This is a genomic window from Rhodococcus sp. 14-2483-1-1, from assembly GCF_002259335.1.
Lineage (GTDB): Bacteria > Actinomycetota > Actinomycetes > Mycobacteriales > Mycobacteriaceae > Rhodococcoides.
Genome location: NZ_NPFX01000003.1, coordinates 305587 through 331699 on the forward strand (window position 1 = coordinate 305587; position 26113 = coordinate 331699).

Below are 26113 nucleotides of genomic sequence, written 5' to 3' on the forward strand. Positions count from 1 at the left end.
CGAATGGCAACGGGCGGCACGGTGAATCTGTTCCCATCCCGCCAGAGATACTTATCCGGTGACTGCCACGCTTCGTATCGATGATCTCGCCGCCTTTCACGGCGATCGAACTCTGTTCTCCGGCCTCGACCTCACGGTGGCCGAGGGCGATGTGATCGGGCTCGTCGGTGCGAACGGCGCAGGTAAATCGACACTGTTGACGCTGCTCGCCGGGGTGGGGACGGCCGATCACGAGGGTGAGATCTACACCAGCCCACCCGACGCGACCGTCGGTTATCTGGCGCAGGAGCCCGAGCGCATTACCGGAGAGACGGTGTTGGACTTTCTCGGTCGACGCACCGGGGTGACCGAGGCCGAATCGTCGATGAACGCGGCCGCCGAGGCTCTCGGTTCGAGTGACGAGGACCTCTACACCCCAGCACTGGAGAAGTGGCTGGCTCTCGGCGGCGCGGATCTGGCGGAGCGCACGGCGAAGGTGCTGGCGGATCTCGGTCTGGATGTCGACGGGTCTGCGCTCATGACGGCGCTGTCCGGTGGGCAGGCTGCCCGCGCCGGTCTCGCCGCGATTCTGCTCGCGCGTTACGACATTCTTCTGCTCGACGAGCCGACCAACGACCTCGATCTGGCGGGCCTCGAGCAACTGGAGCAGTTCGTCGTCGCGACGCGGGCAGCGATCGTCGTCGTCAGTCACGATCGTGAATTCCTGGCGCGGACGGTGACGGGCGTCGTCGAGCTCGATCGGGCGCAGCGTCGCATCGATGTGTACGACGGCAGCTACCAGTCCTATCTGGCGGAACGCGAGATTGCGCGCCAGCATGCGCGGGAGAAGTACGACGAGTTCGCAGACACCAAGTCGGCGTTGGAATCTCGCGCGCAGATGCAGCGGAACTGGATGGAGTCGGGGGTGCGCAATGCACGCCGCAAGGCCACCGACAACGACAAGATCGCCCGCAAGACCCGCGCCGAGTCGACAGAGAAGCAGGCCGCGAAAGCCCGTCAGACACAGCGCCGCATCGAGCGGCTCGAGGTGGTCGAAGAACCCCGCAAGGAATGGGAGCTGCGAATGGAGATTGCGGCGGCCCCCCGCAGCGGCACCGTTGTCTCGGTGTTGGGCGGTGCTGTCGTCCGGCGATCCGGGTTCACATTCGGACCGGTGACAACGCAGATCGAGTGGGGCGATCGGATCCTCATCACTGGGCCCAACGGCTCCGGCAAGACGACGTTGCTGTCTGTACTGCTGGGCAGGCTCAGCCCGGACGAGGGCACGGCCTCACTGGGATCCGGGGTCGCCGTCGGTGAAATCGACCAGGCACGAGCATATTTCGTCGGAGAGGGCACGGTATCCGACGCCTTGAGCGCAGCGGTTCCCGAGTGGCCCGACGCAGAAGTCCGCACACTGCTGGCCAAGTTCGGCCTACGCGGCGACGATGCACTGCGGCCGGCGTCGTCACTCTCGCCCGGTGAGCGAACCCGTGCGGCACTGGCCTTGCTGCAGGCCCGCGGCGTGAATCTGTTGGTCTTGGACGAGCCGACCAACCATCTCGACCTGCCCGCCATCGAACAACTCGAACGTGCGATGGAGAACTTCGAGGGCACGCTGCTGCTGGTGACGCACGATCGCAGAATGCTCGATACGGTCCGCAGCACTCGCCACTGGACGATGGCCGACGGGCAATTGTCGGAACTGTAATGGGCAGCGACTGAATCGGGTGCAGCTGACCGCGGTGAGCGCGGTCAGCTGCACCCGATTCACGTCAGCTCAGCAGGATCTCGTTGACCTCGGCTGCGGGAAGCATCGGCAACGTGTGATGCGTTGCGTTGTCCAGCACCACCGTCCTCGCTCGAGGCAGAACCGCATGCACAGCCGATTCGATCCGAGCGGCATTGTGCACCTTCCCTTTCCCTGCAAGGACCACGGTGGTACGCACACCGAAGTTCTCGAACGCAGCAGGCTTCGGCCGCTTCGGAACAATGGTTTTTGTGGTCGGGGCATGCGCTGCTCCCAGAGCAAGTACGTCGAGCCAATCCGAATCCAACTGCGCGTCATCGGTTTCCCATCGCACGAAGCGTCGCTGCCGCTTCTCGTTGGGCGACAGCAGTATCGGCAGGGCATGCAGCAGGTACCGCGGACTCATGGAGCCGAAGCAGGAATTGGGATCGAGTAGCGTCAGTGCATCGACGCGGCTCTCGTTGCGCAAGGCGTACGCCAGAGCGATCATCGCGCCGTAGGAGTGGCCGCAGAGCTCCATGGTTGGCAGGTTCAACTCGTCGAGGACGGCCGACAGCCAACCCAGTAGCTCCTCGACAGACTCGATGGCACGTTCACCGGGAACGCTCCGTCCGACGTCGCCCATCAGGTCCACCGCGTACACCCGATAGTGCTGCGAGAGCGCTGCAATGTTGGCGAACCAGACGGTCGACGTCGCGCCAGCGCCCGGCAGCAGCACCAGCGCCGGACCGTCGACGGGTCCGCAGGCGTTGATTCGTGTGGAGCCGTGCACCGTGTTCACGTCGATGGCCTGGGTATGTGTAGGCCACTTCCGCAGCACCTGGTCGTAGGCGGCATAGAACTTCTCCAACGTCACGGCAACCCTCTATTCTCTCGATGATCGAGATAGTAGACAATAGAGAGACTTCACGTCCAGCATCTCCCGAGGGATCAGCACATGACCGAGCCCGCCTCTACCGTCCACCAGCTACGCGCACTGACGGTCGACCTCGACCTTCTGGGCGCGGAGTTCGCGCAGAGACATGCGCTCCACCCGACGGATATCCGGGCGCTGATCTGCCTCCTCGACGCGGACCGAGCCGGAACGCGCGCCACGCCCGGCTGGCTCGGCACCCAGCTGGGCCTGGAATCCGCTTCGGTCACAGCCCTGGTCGATCGAATGAGCAAGCGCGACTTGGTATCACGCGAAGCGGACCCAGCCGATCGCCGGCGAGTACTGCTGCGCGTGACCGCGCATGCGTCGGAACTCGGCACCACGTTCTTCGGCCCCGTCATCGGCCGAGCAGTCGACGAGCTGGCGCGCTTCACACCCGAGCAGCGGGCAACGATCGACGAGTTCCTGACGACCATGCGCGCCATCGTTGCCGACGCCCGGGACCAACAGGAAACGTAGCCCACTGAAGCAATCTGTTATCAACCGTTGACAGATCGTTGGGTTTATACAACACTTCATCGTCATGAGCCCCATCAAGCGCGGTACCGCGCTCCCGATCTACAACAGGGTGGGTGTTCTGCGGGCAGAACGAAAGATGAGCCGCGCGCAACTGGCCGAACTCGTCGAAGTGAATCCCCAGACGGTGGGCGCCCTTGAGCGAGGCGACCACTACCCGAGCCTGGACCTCGCGATGCGCATCTGCGACGTCTTCGATCTGCCGATCGAAGCAGTGTTCTCACGAGAAGAACTCGGACCACTCTCCGCCGAACTCTTCCGAAGGGAGAAGGATCGATGAACACGCACAGTCCCAGCATCTTCGGTAGATATCAGGAAGCCCGGACGAAAGTGTTTTTGGAGAACGAAAAGACCTACGCGAACTGGCTACCGGGATTGCGAGCCCAGAAACGACGCCGAGCCTTCGTCACCATCCTTCTCGTGCTGCTCACGGCGTCCGCGGCCTTCGCACTGTCGGACCCACTGTTCGAGTGGGCGATCGGATCCTGGGGAATCTGCTACATCGTGTTCGCGTTCGCGACCATCATCCTCGGCATCGTGTCCAATCGGCGCGCCGAGGCACCGGTGGAAGCGCTCGACGAGCTCGAAGTCCAGCTCCGCAACCAGGCCCGATCCATCGGCCTGACGGTTACTCAGGCGTTGGGCACCGCTGCTGCGGCGTACCTGTTCCTCGGATCGATCTTCGGGGCAACGAATCTCGGGATCTCCGGCGGCGCACTGATGCTGACCGCATTGAGCGCTGGAGGGGCCACCCCCGCGATGCTTCTCGCGTGGACTACTCCCGACCCCGACCCCGACCCCGAGGACGGCTGACAATGACCCCGCGACCCGACATCCTCACCCGCTATCAGGCCTATCGCACGCGGCGATTCCTGGAGAACGACGCCAACACCAGACATTGGCTTCCGAAGTGGCGCACGCAGCATCGTCGCCGCATTCTGGCCGTCGCGGTAATTGTCGCCGACCTGACGTTCGTCGTCGTCAGCATCTCGACGCTGTTCTTCTCGTGGGCCGCGATCGTCTGGATTCCCGCCGCAGTCATCTTCATTCCGATCTGGACAGCTCTGCAGACGGTCTCCGGCCGCCACAGCGATGCCCCCACTGGCGCGCTCGACGAGTGGGAAGTACAGCAACGCAACGAGGCTCGATCCATCGGCCTGACTGTCACGCAAGGGTTGGTCATGCTCGCAGCCTTCGCCCTGATCTTCCTGTCCACGACTTTTCCCGACCTCCCCCGTCTCGCCTACGCCGGCGGCGGCTGGACCCTCGCGGCCTTGATGATCGGAATCTCCACCCCCGCAATAATTCTCGCCTGGATCACCCCCGACCCCGAACCAGAAGACACCGAAGATTTCGACCAGCAGTAACGACCGAAAGGGCACCATGAGCACCCTCACGATCGACTCCGTCTCCAAGAGATACGGCGACAAGATCGCCCTGGACAACCTGGGTTTCGACGTCCGGCCGGGCGAGCTGTTCGGCTTCGTCGGCAGCAACGGCGCGGGCAAGACCACCACGATGCGCATCGCATTGGGCGTCCTGTCTGCAGATTCCGGCCAGGTTCTGCTGGGCGGCAAACCCGTCGACCTCGACGTCCGCCGCACCATCGGATACATGCCCGAGGAGCGAGGCCTGTACCCGAAGATGAAGGTCGGCCCACAACTGGCGTACATGGCCGAGCTGCACGGCTTGTCGTCGAAGGATGCCAAAGCCGCAGTGATTCGCTGGACCGAACGTCTCGGCATCGACGAGCGAGTGAACGACACCGTCGACGCGCTGAGCCTGGGTAATCAGCAGCGCGTGCAGTTGGCAGCAGCGCTGGTGCACGACCCAGCGGTTCTCGTGTTGGACGAGCCGTTCTCCGGCCTCGACCCGATCGCCGTCGACGTCATGAGCGAGGTCCTCCGCGAAAAGGCCGCTGCCGGAGTACCGGTGGTGTTCTCGAGCCACCAACTCGACCTGGTGCAACGCCTGTGCGACCGCGTCGGCATCATCGCCGCGGGCTCGATGAAAGCCGTCGGCACCGTCGACGAACTACGCGGATCGGGAGATTCGCACCTGCACGTCCACGCACCGAACGCCGCCCCCGGATGGGCGTCGGGCATCGACGGAGTGAGCGTCCTCGGCCAGAGCGACGGCATCACCGTTCTGGGGTTGGCACCGGGAGCCGACGATCAATCAGTTCTGCGGGCCGCGCTCGCGACCGGACCGGTACACGAATTCTCCATCCAGAAACCTTCCCTGAGCGACCTGTTCCGAGAGGCGGTAGTGGCATGAGCTCACAACTGAATTCCTTCAGCGCGGTTTCACTGATTGCCAAGCGCGAGTTCACCGTTCAGGTGATGAAGAAGAGCTTCGTCATCAGCAACGTCATCATTCTGGCCGTCATCGTCGGCGGCATCATCGCGTACTCGATCTTCTCCGGCAGCGGTGACGAGGAACGCGACGTGATCGGCGTCGCCGGAGATCAGTCCTTCGCGGCCGTACTGGAGGCAACCGGTGACGCCGTCGGCAGCCCCGTCGAGGTCCGTGACGTCGCCGACGCAGCCGCCGCACGGAGCGGCGTCGAATCCGGGGATCTCGATGTGGCGCTGGTTCCGGACGGAACCGCAGGCGCATACACAGCCGTCACCGAGTCCGATCTGACCGGAACGTTGCGCGCCGTCGTCGAGGGCAGTGTTGCGACGCAGGCTACGAATATTGCACTGGCGCAACAGGGTGTCGACCAGAACGAACTCGCAGCGACGACGGGTGCCGCGACGGTCACCGTCGACGCGATCGATCCGCCCGACCCCGAAGCCGGTCAGCGGACCGCCCTGGCGCTGTCGGCAGTGTTCCTGCTGTACGCCCAGATCATCGGCTTCGGTATGTACGTCGCGATGGGCGTCGTCGAAGAGAAGTCCTCACGCGTGGTCGAACTGCTACTCTCCACCGTTCGCCCCCTGCAGTTGCTCTGGGGCAAGATCCTCGGTATCGGCGCCGTCGGCATCCTGCAGCTCGCCCTCTACGGAATAGCCGGTGTGGGAGCAGGATTGGGCACGGGCGTACTCACCGTCACCGGTGCCGCCGTCAGTGTCTTCGCTGCCACGTTGGCCTGGTTCATCCTGGGCTTCGCCTTCTTCGCAGTGCTCTACGCGGCGGGCGGGTCGATGGTCTCGCGGCAGGAGGACGTGAACTCGACGACGATGCCGTTGCTGATCCTGATCATGGCCATGTTCTTCGCCGCCTTCTATTCCGTCAGCGATCCGGAGAGCACTCTCGCGAACACGTTGAGCTGGATCCCCCCGTTCTCCGCGATCATGATGCCGTTGCGCATCGCCGCCGGCGTGACCTCGCCGGTGCAGATCGTCGGATCGGCGGTCCTGATGATCGTCACCACCGCGATCCTGGCGATGGGTGCAGCCAAGATCTACCAGCGATCCATTCTGCGCATCGGCAAGACCGTCTCGTGGAAGGAAGCGTTTGCTCGCTAGGGTTCGCTGCGTAGGCTCCCCGATATGAGCCCACGGACATCCGCCGCCGAGATTCTCGACTCCGTTCTCGACGGCGGATCGTTCGTGTCATGGGACGCCACGCCGGTGGACGTCCATCCTGGGGAGTCCTATCTGAGGGATCTGGCCAAGGCTCGTGAGAAGAGCGGCGTCGACGAGTCGGTGTTGACGGGCGAGGGCACCATCGACGGTCGACGCGTGGTGATCATCGCGTGCGAGTTCGCTTTTCTCGCCGGCTCCATCGGCGTGGCGGCGGCCGAGCGCATCACCTCCGCTGTCGAACGCGCCACCGCCGAACTGTTGCCGCTGATCGCCTCCCCCACGTCCGGCGGAACGCGAATGCAGGAGGGCACACTCGCGTTCGTGCAGATGGTCAAGATCGCCGCCGCCGTCACCGCACACAAGATGGCACATCTGCCGTATCTGGTGTACCTCCGCAATCCCACGACCGGCGGTGTCTTCGCATCCTGGGGATCGCTGGCCCACGTCACCGTCGCCGAACCCGGAGCCCTGATCGGTTTCCTCGGCCCCCGCGTCTATCAGGCGTTGTACGACAAGCCTTTTCCCGACGGAGTCCAGACCGCCGAGAACCTCTACCAGCACGGGGTCATCGACGGGGTGGTGCCGGTCGATCAGTTGGGGAATCTACTCACGCGAGCCCTTCGGGTGATCCTCGACGCGCCGGCGTGGACCGATATCGCTGATGAACGTGCCGCGCCCATGACCGAGCGGTCGGCCTGGTATTCGGTGCAGTCGTCGCGTCGCGCCGATCGCCCCGGGATTCGGCAACTGATCGAACATGCTGCTACCGAGCAGGTTCCGCTCAGTGGTACCGGGCAGGGCGAGGCCGATACCTCGATCCTGTTGTCGCTGTGCCGCATCCGCGGCGCGTCCTGTGTGTTGTTCGGAAACGACCGGAGCAGCAGCTCGGCCAGCGCCACAATGGGTCCCGCGGCATTGCGCGAGGCCCGACGCGGAATGCGGCTGGCCGAGGAACTGCGGATCCCACTGGTGCTCGTGATCGACACGTTCGGCGCAGCACTGTCCAAAGAAGCCGAGGAGGGCGGTCTGGCACCCGAGATCGCGCGCTCCATCTCGGATCTGGTCACCGTCGATACCCCTACGGTGTCGGTGCTGCTCGGCCAGGGCACCGGCGGCGGAGCCCTCGCGCTGCTGCCTGCCGATCGAGTCCTGTGCGCCCAGAACGCCTGGCTCGCACCACTTCCGCCCGAGGGTGCCAGTGCCATCGTGCACCGCGACACCGTCCACGCTTCAGAGATGGCCGAGGCACAGGGCATCCGGTCGGTCGATCTACTACGCGACGGCATCGTCGACGCCATCGTCCCCGAACTGCCCGACGCGGCCGACGAACCGGCCGCGTTCTCCGGTCGCATCGCCGATGCCATCGCCCGAGAACTGCGCGGGTTGTCGACCGTCGATCCCGCCACTCGGACTCGGAACAGGCTGGGCCGCTACCGCACGCTGGGATGAGCGGCTCCGCCGCATGTGAGCGGGCGCCCCCAATAGGTCGTTCCGCAGGCTCCACTCCCGCCGACCCCTGCTACGAGTTTTGGTGCACCTGCGAGGTCACGAGCGCTACTACGTCGCCCGCGCGGAGGTCTGCGGGCAACTCGACCGGACTGACGCAACTGCGCCCTGGGCTGTGCACGTCGACTTTGACCACCGGACCCACCGAATGTCGATTGACCACAACGGCTTGCAGCAGATCACCGAACTCGGCATCGACGCCCACCTCGCCTGCGATGACCGAGCGCACCCGAGTCACCAGAATGCGGCCCCACTGCACCGGAGTGCCCTGCGCATCGGCCAGATCCTCCAGCGCAACGCCGTCGACGGTGATTCGGCCACACACACAGTGCGTATCGGCGGGCCACAGCGATGGATCGCACCGCGCAACGTAGGCGGCACCGAGAGACGGAAGCATGTCGAGAAGTGTCATGAGAAGCAGTCTTGCGCCGCGCGGTGGCGTCGAACAGAGGTGTTGACGCAATCTTGACGGCGCAGCATCGAATATTGACGGCGCGGGCCGGAATGCACAGAACGACGCTATCCACGGGGCATGGCCGCCGCGGTGGGCACCAGTGCACGCAACGACCGTCGGTCGACGGGATTCCGCCGGTTGTCGCCGGTAGTGCGCAACCCGGCCCGCACCACGCAGCCCCGAACTACGCTCCACAACATGAGTGGCGAGTATCGGCAGGCGTTCGACGACAGTATCGACAACCGCGAGCAATTCTGGCTCGAAGCCGCAGCAGCAGTCGATTGGGATACCCCTCCCACCAGTGCGTTCGACGGCTCGCGCTGGTTTCCCGGGGCCCGTCTGAACACCTGCTTCAATGCCCTGGACCGGCACGTCGATGCCGGGCACGGCGACCGGACCGCGTTGATCTACGACTCGGCGATGCTCGGTCTCACCCGCAGCTACACCTACGCCGAACTGCTCGATCAGGTCGCTCGCTTCGCCGGGGTACTCCGCGGGCAGGGCGTAGGGCCGGGCGATCGCGTGGTGATCTACCTACCGATGATTCCCGAGGCCGTCGTCGCGATGCTCGCATGCGCCAGGCTCGGCGCAGTGCATTCGGTGGTGTTCGGTGGCTTCGCAGCCAAGGAGCTTGCAGCGCGCATCGACGACGCCGAACCGACACTGCTGATCACCGCCAGTGGCGGGTTCGAGCCGGGTCGCGTCATCGAATATCTCCCGCTGGTGCAGCGCGCCCTGACGCTGACGACTGCGAAGGTACCGGCGGTGATCGTCAAAACGCGCGAAGGAATCCCCGGCAGCCACGACTGGTTGGACTGGGACACCCTCATCGCCGACGCCACCGCCGCACAACCGGTTTCGGTGCTGGCCACCGATCCGCTGTACATCCTCTACACCTCAGGAACGACGGGTAAGCCCAAGGGCGTGGTGCGCGACAACGGCGGCCACGCGGTCGCGTTGACGTGGTCGATGCGCAACATCTACGACGTGGGGCCCGGCCAGGTGATGTGGACGGCGTCCGATGTCGGCTGGGTCGTCGGACATTCGTACATCGTCTACGCACCCCTGTTCGCCGGTGCCACAACGGTTCTGTACGAGGGCAAGCCCGTCGGCACTCCCGATGCCGGCGCATTCTGGCGGGTGATCCAGGATCACGGTGTCCGCGCCCTGTTCACCGCACCGACTGCGCTCCGCGCCATCCGCAAGGTCGATCCCCACGCCGCCGAGCTCGAGAAGTACGACGTCTCGTCTCTGGAGACCTTGTTCGTCGCCGGCGAACGCCTGGATCCCGATACCTACGAGTGGATTTCGCGCACGCTCGACCGTCCGGTCGTCGACCACTGGTGGCAGACCGAGACCGGGTGGGCGATCTGCGCCAATCTTCGCGGCCTGGAGCCACTTCCGATCAAATCCGGATCGCCGACGGTACCGGTACCCGGCTTCCAGGTCGGCGTCCTCGACGCGTCGGGTAATCCGGTGGACGCAGGCACCGAGGGCAACATCGTCGTGCAGCTGCCACTGCCGCCGGGCGCACTGGTAGGTCTGTGGAACGACGAATCACGGTTCCAGCGTTCGTATCTCGATACGTTCCCCGGCTACTACCTCACCGGCGATTCCGGCTACATCGACGCCGACGGCTACGTCTACGTACTCGGGCGCAGCGACGACGTCATCAACGTTGCAGGGCATCGCCTGTCGACCGGGTCGATGGAGGCGGTGCTCGCCGGCCACCCCGCCGTCGCCGAATGCGCCGTCATCGGTATCCACGACGACCTCAAAGGCCAGCGCCCCAGCGGTTACGTAGTACTCAAAGCCGGGGAGAACATCACCGAGGAGCAGCTGCGTACCGAACTGGTCGCCATGGTGCGCGATCAGATCGGTGCCCTTGCGACGTTCCGCGACGTGACGATCGTCGGAGCGCTCCCGAAGACCCGATCGGGCAAGATCCTGCGGAAGACGATGCGCCAGATCGTCGCAGGCGAGGAGTACGGCGTGCCGTCGACCATCGAGGATCCGGCCGTCCTCGATGCACTGGAGAAGCTGCTCGGCAGATAGACGGCGGTAATACGAGCAACCATGGCCGAAACCCGCGCGCCACAGGGATGTCCCGCGCGATAGCGTCATCGACATGACAGATCTCGACACCCGTCCTGCCGTCGACTGGCTCGCCCTCGGTGCGGTCATAGTCACGGTGGTCTCGTGGGCCTCGGCCTTCGTGGCGATTCGCGGCGTCGGCGAGTCGTTCGGTGCCGGCCCGCTGGCATTGGGCCGGCTACTCATCGGCTCGTTCGCACTCGGCGCAATAGTTCTCGTCAAGAGAAGGTGGGTCAAGCCGAATCGGACACAGTGGCTGCAGATCATCAGCATCGGCGTCTTCTGGTTCGGCATCTACAACGTCTCCCTCAATGCCGCCGAACAGCGCGTCGACGCCGGGACGACGTCGATGATCATTCAGATCGGGCCGATTCTGGTCGCCCTGTTCGCGGGTCTACTTCTGGGCGAGGGCTTTCCGAGGTGGTTGGTGATCGGTGCAGGCATCGCGTTCGCCGGGGCCGTCATGGTCGGTGTCGTCACCGCCGTCACCACCACCTCGACCACCAAGACAGACGCCGACTTCCTCGGCATCGCACTGTGTCTGGTGTCCGCGGTGACCTACGCGATCGGAGTACTCAGCCAGAAGCCGGTGCTACGGACGATCCCCGGACTTCAGGTCACGTGGATGGCATGCACCATCGGCGCGGTGTGCACGCTGCCCTTCGCACCGGCACTGCTCGACGACCTGGCGACCGCCTCGACCGGTGCCACCGGCGGACTGATCTACCTCGGCCTGGTCCCGACCGCACTGGCCTTCAGCACGTGGGCCTATGCGTTGACGAGAATGAACGCAGGCAAGCTCGGCATCACCACGTACGCCGTGCCGCCGATCACCATCACTCTCGCGTGGCTGCTGTTGGGCGAAGTCCCGCACTACCTCGCCGTGGTGGGCGGAGTGATCTGCCTGGTGGGAGTCGGGTTGTCCCGCAGGAAATAGCAGCCGCTACAGCGCCTTGAACCGTGCGATCGCCACTTCACGCTCGTGCTTGTGGTCGACGATCGGCTCCGCGTAGCCCTTGGGTCGACCGAACTTCAACGTGTGCACTGCTTTTCCTTCTTCACCGCGCAGCTCCGGCACCCAGCGTCGAACATAGTCGCCGGTGGGGTCGAATTTCTCGCCCTGGGTGATGGGGTTGAACACACGGAAGTACGGCGAGGCGTCGGTACCGGTTCCCGCGGTCCACTGCCAGCCGTGCTGGTTGCTGGCCAGATCGCCGTCGACGAGATGCTGCATGAAGTAGCGCGCGCCCCGCCACCACGGCAGGTGCAGATCCTTGACGAGGAACGACGCGACGATCATGCGGACCCGGTTGTGCATCCACTTCTCCGAGTTCAACTGCCGCATACCGGCATCGACGATCGGGAAGCCGGTCTCACCCTTGCACCAGGCCTCGAACAACTCGTCGGCGTGCTTGCCCGAGTCGAGTTCGATCTTGTCGAACTTCTTGACGTAGTTCTCACGCGCACTGTCGGGACGCTGAAAGAGTATGTCGCCGTAGAAGTCTCGCCAGCAGATCTGCCGACGGTACGACGCGGACCCTTCGCTGCGTAGTTTGCCGAGGTCGGCCAACATCGTCCGCGGGTGAATGGTTCCGTACTTCAGATGTACCGACATTCGGCTCGTCGAATCCAGGTCGGGACGATTGCGCTCGTCGTCGTACGCAGCAACCTCGTCGAGAAATTCCTTCCACTGCTTCGACGCGGCCGCCTCTCCCGCTGCCGCGTCGGACGCCTCCTTCTCGGAAGGAATCTTCACGCGCCGAACACCTTTGACCTCGTCCGGGTCGATCCACGTCGCACTGGCGGCAGACGTATCGGCAGGTCCGCGCCAGCCGTGTTCCAGCCACTGGCGCGAGTACGGGGTGAACACCTTGTACGGCTCGCCGTCGTTCTTGAGGATCCGCCCGGGGGCGACCGCATACGGGGAGCCGGTCTCGACCAGATTCACCTTCTCGCCCACACGCTTGTCGCGATCGCGGCCGTACGGGCCGTAGTCGGCACTGATGTGGACGTCCTCGGAGTCGATCGCCTTCGCCACCTTCGGGACCACCGTCTCGGGGTCACCGTGCACCACCATCAACCTGCCGTCGAGCTGCTCGTTCAGAGCCTCGAGCGAACGGAACAGGAAGTCCTTGCGCGGCCCGCCGGAGGGCTTCAGTAAGCGGTCGTCGAGCACGAACAACCCGAGTACCGGATCTCCGGACTCGGCGGCGGCGGTGAGTGTGGGCAGATCCCCCAGACGGAGGTCACGGCGAAACCATACGAGCGACATGGTTCCAGTCTTACCCAACCGTCCGGAGTGCAACCCGCACCGTCGCCCCGCGCAATTCTCAGAGAATCGCCAACGACGGCTCACCAAGGCCGCAACATGGGCCTCTACCTTGGGAAACACAGAAGAGAAAAGGAGAACATCATGACGAACACCCGCCCCTTCCCCGGCGCTCTTTCCCTGGTGAACAGCACCTGCACCTTCGAGAAGTACTACGAGCAGCTCTACGCCAAGGCTCCGGCACTCGCCTGGTCACTCGATGCCGACACCGGCCGCCGCAGTGCGCTCGAGGAGTTCTTCGCCAAGACGCCCGAGGAACGCCGAACCACCGTCGACAGCTGGGTTGCCTGAACCGTCACAATGGACGCGTGACCGAATCGTCGAGTTCCCCCGCCACCGTCCTCGTCGTCGATGACGACGCCGACGTGCTGTCCTCACTGCAACGTGGACTGCGCCTGTCGGGGTTCACCGTCATCACCGCATCGGACGGAGCGGAGGCACTCGGCGTGGTCTCCAGATCCACGCCCGACGCGATCGTGCTGGACATCAACATGCCGGTACTCGACGGGGCCAGCGTTGTGACCGCGTTGCGTGCGATGGGAAACGACATCCCGATCTGTGTGCTCAGTGCCCGTAGCTCGGTGGACGATCGCATCGCCGGGCTCGAATCCGGTGCCGACGACTACCTCACCAAGCCGTTCGTGCTGGCCGAACTCGTTGCGAGGATCCGCGCAATGCTGCGCCGGCGCGGCACCAATCCAGTTGTGCCGGCAGCAGATTCGGGTGTATCGAACTCGGCGGTGGCCATCGGGAGCCTCGTGGTCGACATCCCCGGTTATCGCGTGCATCGCGGCGGAGTCGACATCGACCTGACCAAGCGGGAATTCGAGCTGCTGGCAATTCTGGCCCGGAACAAGGGCGTGGTCCTCACGCGTGAGCGATTGCTCGAACTGGTGTGGGGCTACGACTTCGTCGCCGACACCAACGTCGTCGACGTGTTCGTCGGCTATCTGCGTCGCAAACTCGAATCCGATGGGTCTCCGCGCATCCTGCACACCGTCCGCGGCGTCGGATTCGTCGTCCGAGATGCCGCATGAGCTTCTCGTTGCGCGCCCGCGTCGCTGCCGCCACGGCCCTCGGTGCCACCCTCGTGGTCGCCGCACTCGCGGTGGTCACTTCGGTCGCCATCTCCCGCAACAACGTCAATCAGCTCGACGAACGGTTGACGACAGCCTCCCAGGTGCTGGTCCCGAATTCGTCGACGTTGGAGGCCTTCATCGATCAACTCTCCGGCGCATTCGCCGTCACCATTCGCAGCGGTGACATCGTGGTGGCGTCCACACCGACGCGGCTGCCCGCGCTGGACACCGGATCGCAGACCGTCGACGTCGACGGCCAACGGTTCCGCGTCTACACGGCAGTATCGACCGTCGTGTCCACGATCTCCATTTCGATCGGCGTGCCGGCCCTCGAGGCACAACAGGTGACCGACGAGCAACAAAAACAGGTGCTGATGCTGGGGCTGGTTGCGATCGCCGTATCCACCGGCCTGGGCTGGCTGTTCGGCGGGCGAGCCGTCAGACCGCTGGTGACGCTGACCCGGCAAGTCAGCGCGCAGCCACCGACCGCTCCCGAGACCCGCACCGGCGTCACCGAGGCCGACGCACTCGCAGTCGCGATCGGGGGCATGCTGACCAGACTCAACGAGGCACAGGACCGCACCAATGCCGCCCTCGACACCGCACGCGACTTCGCGGCCGTCTCCGCACACGAACTGCGCACCCCACTGACGGCGATGCGCACCGACATCGAGGTCCTGCGAACCCTCGACCTCGAACCCGCACAGCAGCGGGAGATTCTGGGTGACCTCGAGCGAACGCAGGGACGGGTGGAGACGACGCTGACCGCTCTGGAACGCCTCGCGTCGGGTGAACTGTCCAGTGAGGGTGACAGAGTCGAGACCGACATCATCGACATCTGCGACGTCGCAGCCCAGGACGCGCAGAGACTGCACCCCGAGCTCGACATCCGCGTGGAGTCCGCTCCCGATTCCGAGATCACGATGCGCGCACTACCGACCGGTCTGCGGTTGGCCGTCGACAACGTGATCGGCAATGCCGTCCGGCACGGCAACGCAACCACGATCGTCATCACCGCCGAACGGGTGGACACGACGGTGCGCGTTCTGATCGACGACAACGGATCCGGTGTTCCTGACGATGAACGCGAATCGGTGTTCGGCCGCTTCGAGCGCGGCACCAGGGCAGCGAAGGGTGGCTCGGGACTCGGCCTGGCACTGGTTGCACAGCAGGCCGAATTGCACGGTGGCCGTGTCTACTTCACCGACAGTCCACTGGGCGGCGCGCGCCTGGTGATGGAGTTGCAGATTCGCTAGGTTGCCGCATTCGTTACTCGGGAGAAACCCGCGGGATCGACCGATGCGAGGAGGATGGACTCGTGCACTCGTCATCGGATTTCACCGTTCCCATCATCGACATCTCGCCGTACGTCCTGGGTGATCGCTCCCCGGACGCCGACGCGACCGCGCGCCGAGGAGTGGCATCGAAAGTCGACCATGCATGCAGCACAGTCGGTTTCATGCAGATCGTGGGACACGGCATCCGAGACGAGATCGTTGCCGGGCTCGCAGCGGCGATGGATTCGTTCTTCGGACTCGACCCAGCGCAGAAATCGGCCTACATCTGCCCGCCCGAGCTCAACCGCGGCTACACCGCACCGAAGAGCGAAACGCTGAGCCTGAGCCTTGGGCTCGATTCGGCATCGGGCATGAACGACTACTTCGAGGCATTCAACGTCGGCACCGGTGAGCCGAACACCTGGCCCGAGTCGGCCGGGTTCCGGAACGCCGTCGAACTGTATTTCGCCGAAGCTGCCCGCGTGGCCCGGACGCTGACCGGGGTGTTCGCCGACGCCCTCGGGGAATCGCCGAACCTGTTCTCACGCATCACCGATCGGTCACTGGACACGCTGCGAATGAACAACTACGCGCTCGATCCGGGCACCGAGGTACCGGAGCGCGAACTCACCGGGATGAGCGAGCACACCGATTACGGATTGGTGACGGTGCTCTGGGCCGATCGGGTACCCGGCCTACAGGTCCTCGGCACCGACCGACTGTGGCACGACGTGCAGCCTGCCGAGGGCGCGATGCTGGTGAATCTGGGTGATCTGACAGCCCGATTGACCAACGATCGCTGGATGTCGACCCTGCATCGCGTGCGGCCACCGGTATCGGGCGGGACGATCCAGCGCAGGCGTTCTGCTGCCTTCTTCCACGACGGCAACCTCGACGCAGTAATCGCGCCGCTGGCGTCGTGCATCGAGGCCGGCGCAGTGCCCCGGTACCGACCGGTGACCGTGGCCGAACACATTCAGGCAAAGCTCGCGGGTTCCCGAGGCGGAACGGCGAATGCCTCGGCAACCCGCGAAGCCGAGCGGGTGCGACGCGCAGTAACTCGACCTGCAGTTACTTGACCTGCAGTTACTTGACGTCGAGCAGGTCGATGACGAACACGAGCGTCTTGCCGGACAGGCGGTGACCTGCGCCGGCTGGGCCGTAGGCGAGCTCCGGCGGAATGGTGAGCTGACGGCGTCCGCCGACCTTCATTCCGGGGATGCCGTCCTGCCAACCCTGAATCAATCCGCGCAACGGGAACTGGATGGATTCGCCGCGGTTCCAGGACGAGTCGAACTCTTCGCCCGAATCGAACTCGACGCCGACGTAGTGCACCTCGACGGTGCCGCCTGCAACTGCCTCTGCGCCGTCACCCTCGACGAGGTCGACCGTCACCAGGTCCAATGGTGCCGGTCCGGCCTGAAATTCGATCACTGGCTTCGTCACTGAAGTCTCCTGCGGTTGATGCCGGCCCGCCGACGCCGGCTGTGAAGCTCTGGGCATATTCCGCTTCGACTTTACGTCGTGACGGTCAGCCAATTGGAGCTGGCATCAAATTCGTCTTGTATTCGCAGGTCAACGCGTTGCCGGTTGCGGGGTCGCCCATCTCCACCTTCCAGGCGTCGGAGAACTGATTCACCCCGTGGTGCATCGAGATGGTGCCCGAGATCAATACCGTTCCACGCGAGAACAGTCCACGTTCGGTGAGCACGTCCAGCCAGTACTGCGGAGCGAGAAGATCACCGAGCGTTCCCGACTGGATGAGCACTCCATCGGCCCAGCCGGTCAGGGTGATGTCGTCCAGTCGGTCGGCCACCTCGCTCAACCGCCATGCACCGGTGCCGAGCACGTCGGGAGCCGCGTTCTTGCTCCACGCGACGCTGTGAACTTCCAGGTCACGATCGGTGTGATCGCATGCCACCGTGAGCAGCACGTCGTCGATCGTGTCGCCCAGGATCACCAGAGCCCATTCCGCCTCACCCGAGGTGCGACCATGTTGGACGGCAACGGCATCGGTCTGCTGCGCCAGGTACGGCGAGATGGGATACAGCGCCGGGGTCACCGTCGGAGCCGGCACGCCCAGTTCGGCCAGCTCGGCGATATGCGACGCCACCTCCTCCTGGTTGCGACCGGCATAGCCCGCATTGAGCAGTGCGGTCACTTCTACCGACTCGGTCGTGCCGTCGGGCAACGTGAATGTGAGCATCAGTAAGGACCCTCTCCTCGTAAATTTTCTGTTTCCGATACGCCCAAAGCCTTGCGCATACGTCTTGTATACAGCAAGTATGGAGCACGTACAACGGATAGAGTGATCCCAGGCACACGAAGGAGTCGTCATGACCGAACCAGTTTCGGTGGATAGAAAGGGCCTGGCCAAGGCCTTTGCCGCCAGCCTGACCGGAACGGCATTGGAGTGGTACGACTTCGCCGTCTACTCGGCCGCCGCAGCGCTGGTGTTCCCGTTGGTCTTCTTCCCGGACAGCGACCCACTGACCGGGACTTTGCTGGCCTTCTCGACGTACGCCGTCGGGTACATCGCCCGTCCGGTCGGTGGATTCGTCTTCGGGCGACTCGGCGACGTCATCGGCCGAAAGCAGCTTCTCGTCATCACCCTGATGCTGATCGGCGTCACGACGTTCGCCATCGGCTTGATCCCCGGCTACGACACCATCGGCATCGCCGCCCCGATCATCCTCGTCACCATGCGGTTCTGCCAGGGCGTTGCCGTCGGCGGCGAGTGGGGCGGAGCCGTTCTGCTCTCCAGTGAATACGGTGATCCCCGTAAGCGGGGCTTCTGGTCGTCCGCCGCGCAGATCGGGCCACCGGCGGGTAACCTGCTCGCCAACGGCGCACTTGCAATCTTGACGCTGTCGTTGACCGACCAGCAGTTCGAGTCCTGGGGATGGCGTGTTGCATTCCTCTTCTCGGCCGTACTCGTCGGGTTCGGTTTGTGGATCCGATTGAAGCTCGAGGACACCCCGGTGTTCAAAGCACTTCAGGAGAGCGGCGATCGCTCCGAAGCTCCGATCAGTGAAGTGTTCAAGACCGAACTGCGACCACTGGTGGCAGGCATCATGTCTCGTGTCGCACCCGACGTCATCTACGCACTGTTCACGGTCTTCTCCATCACCTACGGCACGCAGAAACTGGGCTTCGAACGCAGCGAGGTGCTTACGGCCATCCTGATCGGATCGGCGTGCCAGCTCGGCCTGATCCCGCTGGCCGGAGCCGTCTCGGACCGCATCAATCGACGTCTGGTCTACGGCGTCGCAGCCGTCGGCGGTGTTGCCTGGAGCGCGATATTCTTCCTCGTCATCGGCGGAGGATCTCTACCACTGCTGATTCTGGGTGTGGTTGTGGGCCTGGCGTTCCACTCGTTCATGTACGGGCCACAGGCAGCATTCGTCACCGAGCAGTTCAGCGTGCGATTGCGCTCCACCGGTAGCTCGTTGGCGTACACGATCGCCGGAGTGTTCGGCGGAGCGATGGCACCGCTGATCTTCGTGTACCTGTTGGACAAGACGGACAGTTGGGTACCGATCGCCGGATACATCGTGATCGTCGGTGCCGTCACACTCGTCGGCCTCGCACTCGGGCGCAACCCCGACCCCACCGAGGACGAGCACTACGTGCTCCTGAACCAGGAGAACGAAAAGGCTACGCGCGCAGCAGAGTCTGAAGTGTGACCTCGAGGTGAGCGTCGATCTTCTCGTGCACCAGGCCCTCATCGCCCGCACCCAGTGCGTCGATGATGGCCTGGTGCTCGGCGCACACCCGATGCTGCCGGTTGGCCGCGGTGAACAAAGCACTCAACCCCACGCGAAGCTGGCGCGCTCGCAGGCCGGCATACGTACGAGAGAGCAGATCGCTTCCAGCCGAATCGATCAGACTCTGGTGAAACGTCCCGTCCCAGTCGATGAACTCCTTCGGCGCATCCGCACTGTCGGAGTTCATCAGCAATTCCTGCTGCTCGAGCGCATGCTGCATCGCCGCGATCGGAGCGTCCCCGGCGCGCAGCGCACGGGTGGCTGCGTGCCGTTCGAGGACACCGCGCAGATCCATCAGTTCGGCGATCTGCCGTCCGGACATCGCCGGCACGTGCGCACCGCGCTTGGGCACCATCTCGACCAGACCCTCGGACTGCAACATCAGCAGCGCTTCACGAACCGGCGTGCGCGATACACCGATTCGCGTTGCGAGCTCCTGCTCGTTGAGAAAAGTGCCGGTGGCGGCCGGTGACGACAGCACCTGATCGCGCACGAACAGATACGCCTTCTCCCTCCCCGACAGCGGCTGCATACGATATGTATACCTGTCTTCCTCCGACGAAACCAGGAGTCACACCGTGAGCTCGTCCATTCGCATCAGCCTCGCCCAGATCACCAGCGGCGAGCACCCCTCCGAGAACCTCGAACTCATCGACACTCATGCTCGTGCCGCCGCACATGCCGGATCGGACGTCGTCGTGTTTCCCGAGGCGACGATGCGCTGCTTCGGCGGACCCATCCGAAAGTTCGCACAGCCTCTCGACGGCGAATGGGCCGAGGCGGTGCGCTCCATCGCGTCCGATGCCGGCATCACCGTCGTCGCGGGGATGTTCACCCCCGCCGCGGATGACCGAGTGACCAACACGCTGCTCGTCACCGGCCCCGGCATCGATGCGAGCTACGACAAGATTCACCTGTTCGACGCGTTCGGATTCGCCGAATCCGACACCGTCGCACCGGGTTCGGACCCGCTGGTGGTGGACATCGCCGGAGTTCGAGTGGGCTTCGCGACCTGTTACGACATTCGATTCCCGGCGATGTTCCAAAAACTCGGCGACCTCGGCGCGGAACTCGTCGTCGTTCCGGCATCGTGGGGATCAGGTGACGGCAAAGTCGACCAATGGACCCTGCTCGCTCGCGCACGCGCCTTGGATTCGACGACGTTCATCGCAGCCTGCGATCAAGCTGAACCCGCTGCCGCCGAGGGAAATGCACCATTGGGCGTAGGACACAGCATCGTCTGCTCCCCCACCGGCGAGATTCTTGGGCAACTGGACGCGACGCCCGGCATGCTGACGATCGACATCGATACCGCCATGGTCGACGCCGTGCGAAAGACGCTGCCGGTCTTGAAGAACCGCAGGCACTTCGACGCCTGACCGTGCCGCGAACTCGAAGTTGGGGACGAAATTCGACCGAAATCCGTCCATAACTTCGAGTTCGGCACGGGGATACAACAATGCCGCCGACTCCCGAAGGAGTCGGCGGCATTGTTGTACAGCGGGAGCTAGCGGGAGCTGACGTCCTGGTAGTCGCGCTCGGTGTAGCCGGTGTAGATCTGGCGCGGACGGCCGATCTTGCCGGTCGTGTCCTCGTTCTGCTCGCGCCAGTGCGCGATCCAGCCGGGGAGACGGCCCATCGCGAACAACACCGTGAACATGCGCGGCGGGAAGCCCATCGCGCGGTAGATCAGGCCGGTGTAGAAGTCCACGTTGGGGTACAGCTTGCGCTCGACGAAGTAATCGTCGGTGAGAGCGGTCTCCTCGAGCTTGAGGGCGATCTCGAGCAGCTCGTCGCCGTTGCCCAGCTTGCCGAGGATCGTGTGCGCAGTTTCCTTGACCAGCGTCGCGCGCGGATCGAAGTTCTTGTACACACGGTGTCCGAAGCCCATGAGCTTGACGCCGTCTTCCTTGTTCTTCACTCGACGCAGGAAGTCCGTGGCGTCGCCGCCCTCGGCCTTGATCTTGTCGAGCATCTCGAGCACGGCCTGGTTGGCTCCGCCGTGCAGCGGGCCCCACAGCGCGTTGATGCCGCCGGAGATCGAGGTGAACAGGTTGGCCTGCGAGGATCCGACGAGGCGCACCGTCGAGGTGGAGCAGTTCTGCTCGTGGTCGGCATGCAGGATGAGCAGCATGTCGAGTGCCTTGACGATCTCGGGATCGACCTCGTACGGCTCGGCCGGGAATCCGAACGTCAGGCGCAGGAAGTTCTCGACCAGGCTCTTGGAATTGTCCGGGTACAGGAACGGCTGGCCGACGGACTTCTTGTAGGCGTATGCCGCGATCGTCGGCAGCTTGGCCAGCAAGCGGATGGTCGACAGCTCGACCTGTGCCGGATCGTTGGGGTCCAGGGAATCCTGGTAGTACGCCGACAGCGCGTTGACTGCGCTCGACAGCACCGGCATCGGGTGAGCGTTGCGCGGGAAGCCGTCGAAGAACCGCTTGAGGTCCTCGTGCAGCAGGGTGTGTCGACGGATCTTGTCGGTGAACGTCTCGAGCTGATCTGCGGACGGCAGCTCCCCATAGATCAGCAGGTAGCTGACCTCGATGAACGACGACTTGCCCGCAAGTTGTTCGATCGGGTATCCGCGGTAGCGCAGGATGCCTGCGTCACCGTCGATGTACGTGATGGCCGACTTGGTCGATGCGGTGTTGACGAACCCGCCGTCCAATGTCGTATAGCCGGTGGTGGCCAGCAACTTTCCCAGCTCGATGCCGTTGTTGCCTTCGGAAGCCTCGGCAATCGACATGGAGTATTCGCCACCGGGATAGGTGAGGGTGGCTTTGGCGTCATTCTCAGCGGGCACGAATGGTCCCTCTCGAACTCGTGTAACGGACACGTACTTGAAGCGGACAGTTCTTACGTCGATAGTGAAACTAGTCTCTCGACGCCTCGGACGCCCAGGGAGGGTCGGCACCGGGGCGCGAAACCGTGATTGCCGCTGCCTTCGCGGCGAACTCGAGCGCTTGTTGCCAATCTTGCTTGCTCATCGCCTTCACCGCGTTCGATGTGATAATGGTCTCCTTCTGCAAAAAGCTCAGCAGAGCCCCGTGCACGGTGTCACCAGCGCCGATCGTGTCGACGACATCGACGGCCACACCCGGCACCGAGATTTCGTCGGCTGCGGTGAATACCGAGATGCCGTCGCCGCCGCGGGTCATGACCACAGCGGTGACCCCGGCCGAGAGCCAGTCGTCGACGGTTGTCCCCTGCGTTCCCAGACCCAACCAGTACGAGTCGTCCTCGGACACCTTGAGGATGTCGATGCTGGGCAACCACGAACGGAAGCGGTCTCGGAAACCGTCGGCGGTGATGTCGCCGCTGGTGCTGTCGATGGCGGCCGGGCGAATGTTGGGGTCGAGCATCGTGAGCTTGCCCGCCGCCCGAGCCCGGTGCAGCAATCCCGCATACATCGACGCACCGGGCTCGTAGAGCAACGACAACGTGCCGAACGAGAGAACACTGATCTCTTCCGGGAGATCGCCGGGATCGGCCACGAGCCGATCGGCGGTGCCGTCGGCATAGAACGAGTACTCGGCGCTGCCGTCCTCGGCGAGAGTGGTCATCGCCAAGGTGGTCGGCTCGTCGCCGCGCTGGACCCACGAGACGTCGACGCCTGCGTCGCGCAGACTCGCCAGGATCTGCTCGCCGAAGGGGTCGCGCGATATCCGTGAGAGATACGCGACGGGCGAACCCAATCGACCGATCGCGACGGCGACGTTGAACGGTCCGCCGCCGAGCTTGGGCGAGAGCAGCGGCCCCTCGTGCACCGGGACCAAGTCCACCAACGCTTCGCCGCACACCAGAATCGTCACTTCTCGTACCTCATTCCCCAGGTGCCCGACCAGAGTTGCCCCGGCTCGAGCACGATCAGATCGATCTCGGAGTTCAACGCATCGGGTGGGCACGTCATCGGTTCGATCGCCAACGCCCGCCCTCGGTCGGGATAGGCCTGATCGTTGGCCGGATCGGCGGTGAACACCTGCACCCAGCCGAAGCTCGCGTCGGTCCACAACACGGTCGCAGTGCCGTCGGGGCCACGCAGAACATGGTTCGCACGGCCGTCGCCGTCGGGCAGCGACGCACTGAACGGGGTGTCCAGCTGCACGCCCTGCAGCGTGCGCGGCTCCCGGAAGTCGTACTCGGTATCGGCCGTCGGAACCGAATTGCCCACGGGCAGATTGCGCACCGGATCGAGCGGTAGCCGTGTCCCGGCGGAGAGCTCGAGCGTGCACTCGTCGAGCGGCACATCCCCCACTCGGACGTAGGTGTGGAAACCCATCCCGTAGGGCGCGGCCGAATCACCGGTGTTCTTCGCGGACGCGGTCACGGTGAGACCGTCCGCCGACAGCTCGTGCACCACCGTCACCGTCAACGAGAACGGCCATCCCTGGTGCGTCCCGACGTCCACGCTCTGCTCGACGCGACTGTCGGTGTGTTCGACGAGAGTCCACGCCACCTTTCGGACGAAACCGTGACTGGCGTTGTTTCGCGAGGGCTCGCTGATCTCCAACCGATGTTCGACGCCTTCGAAGGCGAACGTCCCGTCGGCCGTCCGGTTGGGCCACGGGGCCAACACCAGCCCCGCCGACAGCGGCGGCTTCGAACCCGCCGCCCACGTCTCGGTGAGCGCGGCACCGTCGTATTCGAGAACTCGCAGGCCCGCTCCGACGGCAGCGATGTCTGCCCGATACTTACCGCTCGTCAACGAGTAGGTCTGTGCATCAGCCATGGGAGTCATTGTCTACCACCTTCGGTCCGACGACGGCACCCACTCGATAGCGAATGAATGCCGGAAGAGCCAGCGCCGCGATCGAGACACCGATGACGACCAGTACGCCGCCGCCGGCCGCGGCGGCTGCCGTCCCCACCGACGCGGCTGCGGCACCGTGCAGCACGTCACCGATACGAGGCCCTCCCGCGACGACGACGATGAAGACACCTTGCAATCGGCCGCGCATCTCGTCGGTCGCAACCGTCTGCAGCATCGTGCTGCGGAACGCCGCCGAGATCATGTCGGCCCCGCCGCCCAGAGCCAGGAACGCCAGCGCGAACCACAGGGCAACGGCGGTCGCCCCGTCGGTGGCCGCGCCGACGGCGACGCCGAACCCGATCATCGCCACGCCCCACACGACGATGCAGATCAGCACCGCCAGGCCTTGCCTGCGCACTCGTGGAAGCCAGCCGGAGAACACTCCGCCCACCACCGCGCCTGCGGACATGGCCGCGAACAACATGCCCAGCACCGGCCCGCCCGACGCCGGATCACCGAAGCTCTCGTGCGCAATCTGTGGAAAGAGAGCCCTGGGCATACCGAACACCATGGCAATGATGTCGACGACGAACGAAGCCAGCAGCACCTTCTGGGTGGCGAGATACGCAAAACCGTCGAACACCGAACGCAATCCGGCTCGCTGACCCGACTTCGCCGGCGGAATTCCCGGCAGCCGAACCACTGCCCAGAGTGTTGCGAACAGTGCGATGGTGTCGATCAAGTAGAGGGTCTCGAGCCCGATGTAGTAGATCAGGATGCCCGCACTGAGCGGACCGGCGATCGCACCGAAGTTGAACACCGTCATGTTCAGAGAGTTCGCAGCCGGTAGCTGTTCGGCAGGCAGAATCCTGGGCAGAATCGCGCTGCGGGTCGGCTGATTCACCGCGAAGAATGCTTGTTGAACAGCCAAGAGCACCAAGATGATCCAGACGTTGTTCAGGCCCAGGAACGCCTGTAGCCAGAAGAGAGCGGAAGTTCCGATCAGACCGCACGTGGTGATCATCAGCAGGGTGCGGCGGTCCATCACATCGGCCAGCGCGCCGCCCCACAGACCGAACACGATGAGCGGCACCAGGGCGAACACACCCGTCAGCCCCACATAGGCAGAGCTCAGCGTGATCTGGAATACCTGTTGCGGCACAGCAACAATGGAGAGCTGAGCACCGATGACGGTGACGATGTTCGCCAACCACAGCCGACGGTAGGCCGGAGTCTTCAGCGGTGTCGTATCGGCAAGAATGCCGCGCAACCCGCTCACGGCTGCAGACGCTCGATCACACCACTTGCCACCGTCAGGCGAATCCTGTTGTGCATACGGCTGGTTCGGCCCTGCCAGAATTCGACCGTCTCCGGCTCGACGCGAAAGCCGCCCCAGTTCGGCGGTACCGGTACCTCGACACCGTCGAACGTTGCGGTGACCTCGGCCAGCTTGGCGACCAGGTCTTCCCGCGAGCCGACAGCGCGTGACTGCTCGGACGCCCATGCCCCCAGCTGGGAGCCGCGCGGCCTGGTGCGCCAATAGGTTTCGGTGGTCTCGGCGTCGACCTTGACCACCGAGCCCCGCACGGTGAGCTGCCGGGCACTCGCGATCCACGGGAACGTCACCGACGCGTAGGGATTCACCGCGAGCGCACGGCCCTTGTCCGAGTCGTAATTGGTGTAGAAGACCACGCCGTCGGCGTCGAGGCCCTTGCACAGCACGGTGCGAGTCGCGGGTCTGCCTGCCTCGTCGACGGTCCCCAACACGATGGCATTGGGCTCGGGTAGATCTGTCGCTACCGCGTCGGCCAACCACTGCTGTGCCAGTGGGAACCACCCGCCGGCCAGAGCATCGACATCGAGGTCGTCGGGCTCGCCGTAGTCGACGCGCATGTGCGCCAGGCGCTGTTGATCTGCAGACACGAACCCAGACGCTACTCCCGCGTACATGCTCGCTATGGTTCTGGCACAGTACGCCCGGATGCGGCGCAGAGCCGGGCGCAAACGCGACGAGGGAGTCCACAGGCCATGGCTGTTCAACACGTTCCCGAGGATTTCGTCTCCGGTCTCGAAGGTGTCGTCGCGTTCACCTCCGACATCGCCGAACCCGACAAGGACGGCGGCGCACTGCGCTACCGCGGC

General features: G+C 64.4%; 27 protein-coding genes and 1 pseudogene. 17 read left to right on the top strand and 11 right to left on the bottom strand.

What is annotated here, in order from left to right; all coding sequences use genetic code 11:
* The first annotated feature begins 58 nt into the window (after positions 1 to 58).
* A complete protein-coding gene (locus CH294_RS03180; protein ID WP_094736963.1) occupies positions 59 to 1690 on the top strand; it encodes an ABC-F family ATP-binding cassette domain-containing protein in 1632 nt (543 codons plus the stop codon).
* Between the two features lie 64 nt (positions 1691 to 1754).
* Here the strand turns inward: CH294_RS03180 and CH294_RS03185 are convergent, their stop codons facing one another.
* On the bottom strand, positions 1755 to 2585 hold the full coding sequence (locus CH294_RS03185; protein ID WP_094736964.1) for an alpha/beta fold hydrolase: 831 nt from the start codon (positions 2583 to 2585) through the stop codon (positions 1755 to 1757).
* Positions 2586 to 2666: 81 nt separating this feature from the next.
* On the opposite strand from CH294_RS03185, the gene CH294_RS03190 reads away from it, so the two are divergent.
* The 7 genes from CH294_RS03190 (at position 2667) to CH294_RS03220 (ending at position 8161) form a co-directional block, all read left to right on the top strand.
* Positions 2667 to 3122, top strand: coding sequence for a MarR family winged helix-turn-helix transcriptional regulator (locus CH294_RS03190; RefSeq protein ID WP_094736965.1), 456 nt, complete (start codon positions 2667 to 2669; stop codon positions 3120 to 3122).
* Positions 3123 to 3186: 64 nt separating this feature from the next.
* The gene (locus CH294_RS03195) at positions 3187 to 3459 is read left to right on the top strand and encodes a helix-turn-helix transcriptional regulator (RefSeq protein WP_094736966.1); all 273 of its coding nucleotides are present in this window, start codon (positions 3187 to 3189) and stop codon (positions 3457 to 3459) included.
* Complete coding sequence (locus CH294_RS03200) at positions 3456 to 3992, top strand: hypothetical protein (RefSeq protein ID WP_094736967.1); 537 nt, start codon at positions 3456 to 3458, stop codon at positions 3990 to 3992. Before CH294_RS03195 ends, CH294_RS03200 begins: the two co-directional genes overlap by 4 nt.
* Before the next feature lie 2 nt (positions 3993 to 3994).
* A complete protein-coding gene (locus CH294_RS03205) occupies positions 3995 to 4546 on the top strand; it encodes a hypothetical protein (protein ID WP_094736968.1) in 552 nt (183 codons plus the stop codon).
* Between the two features lie 16 nt (positions 4547 to 4562).
* A complete protein-coding gene (locus CH294_RS03210) occupies positions 4563 to 5456 on the top strand; it encodes an ATP-binding cassette domain-containing protein (protein WP_094736969.1) in 894 nt (297 codons plus the stop codon).
* A complete protein-coding gene (locus CH294_RS03215; protein ID WP_094736970.1) occupies positions 5453 to 6652 on the top strand; it encodes an ABC transporter permease in 1200 nt (399 codons plus the stop codon). Before CH294_RS03210 ends, CH294_RS03215 begins: the two co-directional genes overlap by 4 nt.
* 24 nt (positions 6653 to 6676) lie before the next feature.
* Positions 6677 to 8161, top strand: a complete 1485-nt coding sequence (locus CH294_RS03220; protein WP_094736971.1) for a carboxyl transferase domain-containing protein — start codon at positions 6677 to 6679, stop codon at positions 8159 to 8161.
* A gap of 70 nt (positions 8162 to 8231) precedes the next feature.
* On the opposite strand, the gene CH294_RS03225 is transcribed toward CH294_RS03220, so the two are convergent.
* Positions 8232 to 8630, bottom strand: a complete 399-nt coding sequence (locus CH294_RS03225; protein ID WP_094736972.1) for a hypothetical protein — start codon at positions 8628 to 8630, stop codon at positions 8232 to 8234.
* Positions 8631 to 8870: 240 nt separating this feature from the next.
* Between CH294_RS03225 and CH294_RS03230 the strand changes: the two genes are divergently transcribed.
* Positions 8871 to 10727, top strand: a complete 1857-nt coding sequence (locus CH294_RS03230; protein ID WP_094737012.1) for a propionyl-CoA synthetase — start codon at positions 8871 to 8873, stop codon at positions 10725 to 10727.
* A gap of 73 nt (positions 10728 to 10800) precedes the next feature.
* Positions 10801 to 11703 carry a DMT family transporter gene (locus tag CH294_RS03235; RefSeq protein ID WP_094736973.1) on the top strand — a complete coding sequence of 301 codons (903 nt, stop codon included), beginning with the start codon at positions 10801 to 10803 and terminating at the stop codon, positions 11701 to 11703.
* Between the two features lie 6 nt (positions 11704 to 11709).
* On the opposite strand, the gene CH294_RS03240 is transcribed toward CH294_RS03235, so the two are convergent.
* Entirely contained in the window at positions 11710 to 13038 is a 1329-nt protein-coding gene (locus CH294_RS03240) for a deoxyribodipyrimidine photo-lyase (protein ID WP_037155010.1), read from the bottom strand.
* Positions 13039 to 13179: 141 nt separating this feature from the next.
* On the opposite strand from CH294_RS03240, the gene CH294_RS03245 reads away from it, so the two are divergent.
* The 4 genes from CH294_RS03245 (at position 13180) to CH294_RS03260 (ending at position 16530) form a co-directional block, all read left to right on the top strand.
* Positions 13180 to 13386: a hypothetical protein gene (locus CH294_RS03245; protein ID WP_032378310.1), complete on the top strand. Its 207-nt coding sequence runs from the start codon at positions 13180 to 13182 to the stop codon at positions 13384 to 13386.
* 17 nt (positions 13387 to 13403) lie between these two features.
* The gene (locus CH294_RS03250; protein ID WP_094736974.1) at positions 13404 to 14132 is read left to right on the top strand and encodes a response regulator transcription factor; all 729 of its coding nucleotides are present in this window, start codon (positions 13404 to 13406) and stop codon (positions 14130 to 14132) included.
* Positions 14129 to 15430: a HAMP domain-containing sensor histidine kinase gene (locus tag CH294_RS03255; RefSeq protein WP_094736975.1), complete on the top strand. Its 1302-nt coding sequence runs from the start codon at positions 14129 to 14131 to the stop codon at positions 15428 to 15430. The genes CH294_RS03250 and CH294_RS03255 overlap by 4 nt, the downstream gene beginning before the upstream one ends.
* Before the next feature lie 62 nt (positions 15431 to 15492).
* Entirely contained in the window at positions 15493 to 16530 is a 1038-nt protein-coding gene (locus CH294_RS03260; protein ID WP_094736976.1) for a 2-oxoglutarate and iron-dependent oxygenase domain-containing protein, read from the top strand.
* Between the two features lie 7 nt (positions 16531 to 16537).
* On the opposite strand, the gene CH294_RS03265 is transcribed toward CH294_RS03260, so the two are convergent.
* Both CH294_RS03265 and CH294_RS03270 read right to left on the bottom strand, forming a co-directional pair.
* Positions 16538 to 16897: an FKBP-type peptidyl-prolyl cis-trans isomerase gene (locus CH294_RS03265; protein WP_032377394.1), complete on the bottom strand. Its 360-nt coding sequence runs from the start codon at positions 16895 to 16897 to the stop codon at positions 16538 to 16540.
* An 85-nt stretch (positions 16898 to 16982) separates the two neighbouring features.
* Positions 16983 to 17657 carry a DUF2848 domain-containing protein gene (locus CH294_RS03270; RefSeq protein WP_094736977.1) on the bottom strand — a complete coding sequence of 225 codons (675 nt, stop codon included), beginning with the start codon at positions 17655 to 17657 and terminating at the stop codon, positions 16983 to 16985.
* Between the two features lie 130 nt (positions 17658 to 17787).
* On the opposite strand from CH294_RS03270, the gene CH294_RS03275 reads away from it, so the two are divergent.
* Positions 17788 to 19137 carry an MFS transporter gene (locus CH294_RS03275; RefSeq protein WP_032404389.1) on the top strand — a complete coding sequence of 450 codons (1350 nt, stop codon included), beginning with the start codon at positions 17788 to 17790 and terminating at the stop codon, positions 19135 to 19137.
* Here CH294_RS03275 and CH294_RS03280 read toward each other — a convergent pair.
* On the bottom strand, positions 19109 to 19750 hold the full coding sequence (locus tag CH294_RS03280) for a GntR family transcriptional regulator (RefSeq protein WP_032404390.1): 642 nt from the start codon (positions 19748 to 19750) through the stop codon (positions 19109 to 19111). The genes CH294_RS03275 and CH294_RS03280 overlap by 29 nt on opposite strands.
* Before the next feature lie 46 nt (positions 19751 to 19796).
* On the opposite strand from CH294_RS03280, the gene CH294_RS03285 reads away from it, so the two are divergent.
* Positions 19797 to 20597: a carbon-nitrogen hydrolase family protein gene (locus CH294_RS03285; protein WP_094736978.1), complete on the top strand. Its 801-nt coding sequence runs from the start codon at positions 19797 to 19799 to the stop codon at positions 20595 to 20597.
* Between the two features lie 128 nt (positions 20598 to 20725).
* Here the strand turns inward: CH294_RS03285 and CH294_RS03290 are convergent, their stop codons facing one another.
* From CH294_RS03290 to pdxH, 5 genes are all read right to left on the bottom strand, one after another.
* The gene (locus CH294_RS03290; RefSeq protein ID WP_032377399.1) at positions 20726 to 22024 is read right to left on the bottom strand and encodes a citrate synthase; all 1299 of its coding nucleotides are present in this window, start codon (positions 22022 to 22024) and stop codon (positions 20726 to 20728) included.
* 70 nt (positions 22025 to 22094) lie between these two features.
* Positions 22095 to 23033 (bottom strand): carbohydrate kinase, encoded by a 939-nt coding sequence (locus CH294_RS03295; protein ID WP_094736979.1) that lies wholly within the window; start codon positions 23031 to 23033, stop codon positions 22095 to 22097.
* On the bottom strand, positions 23030 to 23959 hold the full coding sequence (locus tag CH294_RS03300; RefSeq protein WP_094736980.1) for an aldose 1-epimerase family protein: 930 nt from the start codon (positions 23957 to 23959) through the stop codon (positions 23030 to 23032). The genes CH294_RS03295 and CH294_RS03300 overlap by 4 nt, the downstream gene beginning before the upstream one ends.
* Entirely contained in the window at positions 23943 to 25241 is a 1299-nt protein-coding gene (locus tag CH294_RS03305) for an MFS transporter (protein WP_170944569.1), read from the bottom strand. The genes CH294_RS03300 and CH294_RS03305 overlap by 17 nt, the downstream gene beginning before the upstream one ends.
* A 5-nt stretch (positions 25242 to 25246) precedes the next feature.
* Positions 25247 to 25921, bottom strand: coding sequence for a pyridoxamine 5'-phosphate oxidase (gene pdxH / locus CH294_RS03310; RefSeq protein WP_094736982.1), 675 nt, complete (start codon positions 25919 to 25921; stop codon positions 25247 to 25249).
* A 78-nt stretch (positions 25922 to 25999) separates the two neighbouring features.
* Here pdxH and CH294_RS27745 point away from each other — a divergent pair.
* Positions 26000 to 26113: pseudogene (locus CH294_RS27745) on the top strand (citrate synthase); the annotation flags it as partial.